The sequence below is a fragment of the Nonomuraea sp. MG754425 genome, assembly GCF_021699195.1.
Taxonomy (GTDB): domain Bacteria; phylum Actinomycetota; class Actinomycetes; order Streptosporangiales; family Streptosporangiaceae; genus Nonomuraea.
In genome coordinates this window covers 1-5,843 of sequence record NZ_SSXE01000329.1, presented here as the reverse complement: position 1 = coordinate 5,843, position 5,843 = coordinate 1, and the positions used below count along the sequence as shown (strand labels likewise).

Genomic DNA, 5,843 nt, shown 5'->3' with positions numbered 1-5,843 from the left:
ACCGGGGCCACGCCGCTCGTCCCCGGGCGGCGCTGGTGGGCGGGGCGGCCGGCCATCGCGGGGGTGGTGGTGCTGGCGCTGGCCGGAGCGGGCGCGGTGCTGGTGCCGCGGCTGGTCGCGGGCCCGGTCACACCGTCCGTGTCCGCGCCGGCCACCGTGTTCGGGACCCCGATCGGGTGGCGGCCCACCGGCCACTTCGCCGCGGTCACCGCCGTCGGCACCGCGCAGGTCGGCGGCCGGCAGATCCTGGTGACCGCCAGCGAGGACGGCACGCTGCGCCAGTGGGACGCGCGCACCGCGCAGCCGGTCGGCGACCCGATGCCGGGACACGGCGACTGGGTGCGGGCCCTGGCGACCACGACCGCGAACGGCAGGCCCGTGGCGGTGACGGGCGGCGACGACCGGACCGTGCGCCTGTGGGACCTCGTCACCGGCCGTGCCGTCGGCGCGCCGCTGACCGGCCACACCGGCGCGGTGCTCGCCGTCGCCACCACCACGGTCAACGGCAAGCCGGTCGCGGTGACCGGCGGCGACGACAAGACCGTGCGGCTGTGGGACCTGTCCACCGGCCGCGCCATCGGCGCGCCTCTCACCGGCCACACCGGCGCGGTGCTCGCCGTCGCCACCACCACCGTGAACGGCCGGCCGGTCGCGGTGAGCGCGGGCAAGGACAAGGTGCTGCGGCTGTGGGACCTGCAGACGGGCGCGCCGGCGGGGCAGCCCCGGGCCGGGCACACCGACTGGGTGCGCGCGCTGGCCGTCACGCCCGAGGCGATCGTCTCCGCCGCCGACGACCGCACGATCCGGATCTGGGAGCCGGCCTCCGACCGGGTCAGCCTGATCCGCGACCTGCCCGAGCCGGTGCTCTCGCTGGCGGCGGTGCGGGCCGGATCGTCCTGGACGGTGCTGGGCGCGGGCCGCGACGGCGTGATCCGCGGCTGGGACACCGCGGGCGAGCCGGTGGGCACCCCGCTCACCGGGCACACCGGGGCCGCCACGACGGTCACGGCCGCCGTCGTGGACGGCGCCCCGCTCGCGTTCTCCGGCGGCGCCGACAAGTCGGTGCGGACCTGGGACCTGACCCGATGGAGCGCCGGGCCCATGACGGCCGGCAACCCCGGCCACTCGGGCGGGGTCAAGGCGGTCGCGCTGGCCACCGTGCGGGGCCGGCCGGTGGCCGTCTCCGGCGGGGTGGACAAGACGATCAGGATGTCCGACCCGGCAACCGGCCAGCCCGTCGGCACCCCGCTGCTCGGCCACACGGGCCAGGTCACGGCGATCGCCACGGCCACGGTGTCCGGGCAGCCGGTGGCCGTCAGCGGCGACGCCGGGGGCGGGCTGCGCAGGTGGCGGCTCGACACGGGCGCGGCGCTCGGCAAGCCGCTGTCCGGGCAGCGCGGCAGCGTCAACGCCGTCGCGGTCGTGGGCGACGTCATCGTCTCCGGCGGCGCGGACGGCCGGCTGCACCGCTGGAACGCCACCACGGGCGACTCGCTCGGGTCGCCGCCGGCCGGGCACCGCAAGCCGATCAGATCGCTGGCCGGGGCGACGGTGCACGGCCGGGCGGTGGTGGTCTCCGCCGGCGAGGACCGCGAGCTGCGCATGTGGGACGTCGCCACCGGCACGCAGATCGGAGCGCCGCTGACCGGCCACGACGGCGTCGTGCTGGCGGTGGCCACGGGCGTCGTCGACGGGCGGCCGGTCGCGGTGTCGGCGGGCGAGGACCGCACGCTGCGCCGCTGGGACCTGATCACCGGGACGGCCATCGGCACCCCGCTGCTCGGGCACACCGACTGGGTGCGGGCGCTGGCCATGGCCGGGGAGCGGGTGGTGTCGGCGGGCGACGACCGGACGCTGCGGGTGTGGAGCCTGCGTACCGGCGAGGCGATCGGCAAGCCGATCACCGGCCACGCCGGCCCCGTCTACGCGCTGGCCTCCGGCCAGATCGGGGACACGACGGCGGCGGTCTCGGCCGGCATGGACTGGACCGTACGCACCTGGGGCATCGCCGACCGCTGACCGACGGGATGAGGCGTCGCCGCCCGGTCACCGGCGCGCTGGAGCGCCGCCTCCCCGTGACCGGCGGCCTGAGGCGTCGCCGACAGGTCGGCGGGGGTCAGCGGACCTCGTCCACCTGGTTGGCCGTGCCTGTCTTCTTGAGGTAATCGCGGGCCCGGTCGGCCTTGATCGCCTCGCTCAGCGCCTTGGTCTTGGCGTCGTCGAGGTAGACGACGCTCTGCGGTCCCTCCATGCCGGTCCCCCGGGTGGGCATGGTGACGAATCCGGAGGAGTCGAGCCCGGCCAGGTCGGTCAGCAGGCCCCTGAGCATCCCCGGGGTGACGCCGTCGTCCACGGTGATCGACCTCGTGACGGCGCGCAGCAGCCCGTCCACCTTGACGGGGTTGGTCAGCGTCCCGGCGCTGAGCACCCGGTCCGACAGGGCCTTGAGCAGCGCCTGCTGGCGTTTGATCCGGTCGAAGTCGCCGCCGGGCAGGTTGTAGCGCTGGCGCACGAACCGCAGGGCCTGCTCGCCGTCGAGGTGGTGGCGGCCGGCCGTCCAGGTGATGCCGCTGTTGGTGTCGCGCACGGTTTTGCTGATCTCGACGTCCACGCCGTCCACCGCGTCCACGGCGGTGGCGAAGCCCTTGAAGTCGATGGCGGCGTAGTGGTCGACGCGGATGCCGGTGAGCGACTCGATGGTCTTGACCAGCAGGGCGGGGCCGCCCCAGGAGAAGGCCGCGTTGATCTTGGCGCGGCCCCGGCCGGGGATGCTCACCCACGAGTCGCGGGGGATGGACACGATCGCGGCGTGCTCCCGGTCCTCGGACAGGTGGGCGAGCATGATGGTGTCGGTGCGCTGGGAGCCGGGCTGCCACAGCTTCGCCTTGGCGTCCTCGCCCGTGGTGGCGCTCTCGGCCCGGCGGTCGGTGCCCACGAGCAGCCAGGTCTCGCCGTCGCCCGGTTTCGGCTGCGGACGCCGCTTCTCCTCCTCGGCGGAGGTGGGCAGGGCCGCGGGGGCGCGGACGATGTCGCCGTCCAGGCTGGCCTGGTAGAAGTAGAGCCCTCCCGCGCCCAGCCCGCCCAGCACCAGCAGGGTGGCCAGGGATATCCAGAGCAGACGGCGTAGGCGGCGCATCCCGTAAGACCTCCCCATTAGAACGGTCAGTGGCCTTTATATAGCTAATTGCCGGGCAGCGCCTTGCCGCTCAGGTAGCCGAGCCAGCGCTGCTCGATCGCCTCGTAGCGGCCCCCGGTGATCGCGTTCACCGCCGAGAGCTGGGTGACGTGCAGCGAGTGGTAGCTCCAGCGGGCGGGGTTGGGGGCGGTGGCGGGGGTCCGCGTGTAGTGCATGAGGTCGTAGCTGGTCCGGGAGGACAGGTCGTACAGCGGCAGGACGCGGTCCAGCGTCCTGAGCCCGCGCTCCCACATCTGCCCGGCGGTCTTGTCGTTCATCAGCCGGCCGACGTCGTACACGCCGATCAGCGCGAACAGGTAGCCGTTGAGCACGTGGGTCGGCGTGGGGGTGGGGTACTCCTCGTAGAAGTCGAGGCGGCCCTCGAAGCGGCGCAGCACGCCGCCGTCCGCCACCTCGGTGCGCAGCGGGCGCAGCGCCTTCAGGGCGGCGTCGCCGTAGCGGGACTCCTTCGTCTTGTCGTACATCTTGGCCAGGAACGCGGCGCCGATGCCCTGCGCCATGCCCGAGTACCAGCCGGCGCGCAGTTCCCCCGCCAGCCCGTCGCGGTAGGAGTAGGCGAACGGCACGGGCCAGCCGCCCTTGCCGTCCTGGTGCTCCAGCAGCCAGCGGGCCACGGTCTCGGCCTTGGGCCGGTACGCCTCGTCGCCGGTGGCGACCCACTTGCTGTAGTTCTCCATGCCGTACTGGACGACTTCCACCGGGTACTGGAAGGTGCCGAAGTCGTAGGTGCTGACGGGGATGCCGTCGGAGCCGATCGCGATCCGCCGCCAGGTGGTGACGTCCACGTTCGCGAAGTGCAGCCAGGGGCCGCGCGGGTCGTGCTCGCGTACGAGCGGGGTCTCGTCCTCGAAGTACTCGGCCCGGACCACGCCGTCGGCGCCGGTGGAGACGGTCAGCCCGAGCCGTTCGGCCAGGGCGTCCAGGGGCGCGTAGAGCTTGTCGTTCACGCGGACGCCCGGCACGGTCTCGCCGAGCATCCCCAGCGGCGCCTGGGCGGCCGGGGCGGTGGCGGCGGGCCGTTTCGCGCTGGTCCGGGGCGGTTCCGGTGAGGTGCAACCGGCCAGCACGCCCAAGGCGATTGCCGGGATGATGAACTTACGCAACAAACGCACCTTCGATACCGCCCTTAACGGCCATTTACAGAAATGGTAGTGTCGGGCCCTCACTGATCAGCCCCAGGGGTCCCTGCCCAGATGAATCACGATCGCGTCCATTTTGCCTATAACGGGATAGATGTCGATCCCGAGACCCAGGCACTCACCAGGAATCGCCTGCACTGGCTCCTGGATCACCTCCCCTCGGGACGGATCCTCGACCTGGGCTGCTCCCAGGGAACCCTGTCCATCCTCGCCGCCCGCCGCGGCGACCGGGTGATCGGGGTGGACGTCGAGGCCGAAGCCGTCGCGTTCGCCGCGCGGCAGGCCGCCGAACTGCCCGCCGACGTGGCCGGCCGGCTCGCGTTCGTCCGCGGCGACGGCGAGCGGCTCTCCTTCCCCGACGGCCGCTTCGACGCGGCCGTCGCCGGCGAACTGCTGGAGCACGTGACGGACCCCGCGACGGTCCTCGCCGAACTGCACCGCGTGCTCGCCCCCGGAGGGACGCTGCTGGTCTCGGTGCCGCACGGGCTGATGCCGCACCACGACCACCGCCGCACCTTCTACCGGGCCGGCCTGCGCCGCCTGCTCGACCCGATGTTCCAGGTACGCGAGCTGACCGTGCTGGACCGGCACATCGCCGCCGTCGCCGTACGCAGGAAGACCCCGCGCGGCGTGCCCGCGTTCGCGCTCAGCCAGGAGGAGGCCGACTTCCTCGGCCGCGAGGAGCAGCTCGAACAGCGCCTCCAGGACCTGCGCGAGCGGCTCTCGCGGGCCAACCAGCTCTACCGCGAGGTCACCGCGGCCAACGCCGAGCTGAAGTCCGGCGCCGGCGGCCCCGTCCTCGACCAGCTCGCGGAGCTGCAGGACACCGTCAAGCGGCTGTCCGCGAGCCTCACCGACGGCACCGCCAGGCAGCACGACGAGCTGAGCGAGCGGGTCCGCGAACTGACCGAGGAACGCGACCTGCTCCGCTCCGACCTGCGCTCGGCCCGCACCGAGACCGGGCTGCTGCGCGATTCGGCCGGCGCCGCCGAGACCGAGCGGAACCGGCTGCTGGAGTCGGTGCACGGGCTCACCTCCGGCCTGGAGGCGATCCGCGAGACGGCCGACGCCGTGACCGCGCAGCGCGACGAGCTGCGCGCCGTCGTCCGCGCCCAAGCCGAGGAGCTGCGCAACGCCGAGGGCGTGCACGGCGAGGCCATGCGGGCGGCCGAGGCCGCGCACGAGCGCACCCTGCGCGAGCGCGTCACCGAACTGCAGGACGAACTGCGCACCGAGCAGGCGGCCCTGGCCCGGCTGCGCACGGTCTACAACGGCGAGCGGCACCGCCACTCCCTCACCGAGCACCGGCTGAACAAGCTCGCCACCCTCGAGGCCAAGCTGAGCCAGGAGAACGAGCGGCTGCGCGCGAAGCTGGAGACGGTGACCGGGCGGCTGACGGACTACCGCGAGCAGGTCACCCGGATCCGCTCGTCGAAGGCGTGGCGCGTGCTGTCGGTCGACCGGCAGCTCCGCCACCCCGGCCGGCCCGACCCGGCGCGGCCCGCCAC

Annotated in this window: 4 protein-coding genes; 2 read left to right on the top strand and 2 right to left on the bottom strand. The window is 73.9% G+C overall.

Annotation, left to right across the window (positions count from 1 at the left end; all coding sequences use genetic code 11):
- Nucleotides 1-2,019: WD40 repeat domain-containing protein (locus FAF44_RS51625; RefSeq protein ID WP_237110846.1), on the top strand; the 2,019-nt coding region annotated here is incomplete at its 5' end.
- 97 nt (nucleotides 2,020-2,116) lie between these two features.
- Here FAF44_RS51625 and FAF44_RS51620 read toward each other — a convergent pair.
- Together FAF44_RS51620 and FAF44_RS51615 are read right to left on the bottom strand one after the other, a co-directional pair.
- Nucleotides 2,117-3,136 carry an LCP family protein gene (locus FAF44_RS51620; protein WP_237110845.1) on the bottom strand — a complete coding sequence of 340 codons (1,020 nt, stop codon included), beginning with the start codon at nucleotides 3,134-3,136 and terminating at the stop codon, nucleotides 2,117-2,119.
- 44 nt (nucleotides 3,137-3,180) lie between these two features.
- Entirely contained in the window at nucleotides 3,181-4,299 is a 1,119-nt protein-coding gene (locus FAF44_RS51615; protein WP_237110844.1) for a D-glucuronyl C5-epimerase family protein, read from the bottom strand.
- A 90-nt stretch (nucleotides 4,300-4,389) separates the two neighbouring features.
- Here FAF44_RS51615 and FAF44_RS51610 point away from each other — a divergent pair.
- On the top strand, nucleotides 4,390-5,843 hold a 1,454-nt coding region (locus FAF44_RS51610), incomplete at its 3' end, for a bifunctional 2-polyprenyl-6-hydroxyphenol methylase/3-demethylubiquinol 3-O-methyltransferase UbiG (RefSeq protein WP_237110843.1).

Coding starts and splice junctions, on each gene's coding strand:
- FAF44_RS51620 (WP_237110845.1), bottom strand. CDS start 3,136: ATGCGCCGCCTACGCCGTCTGCTCTGGATATCCCTGGCCACCCTGCTG.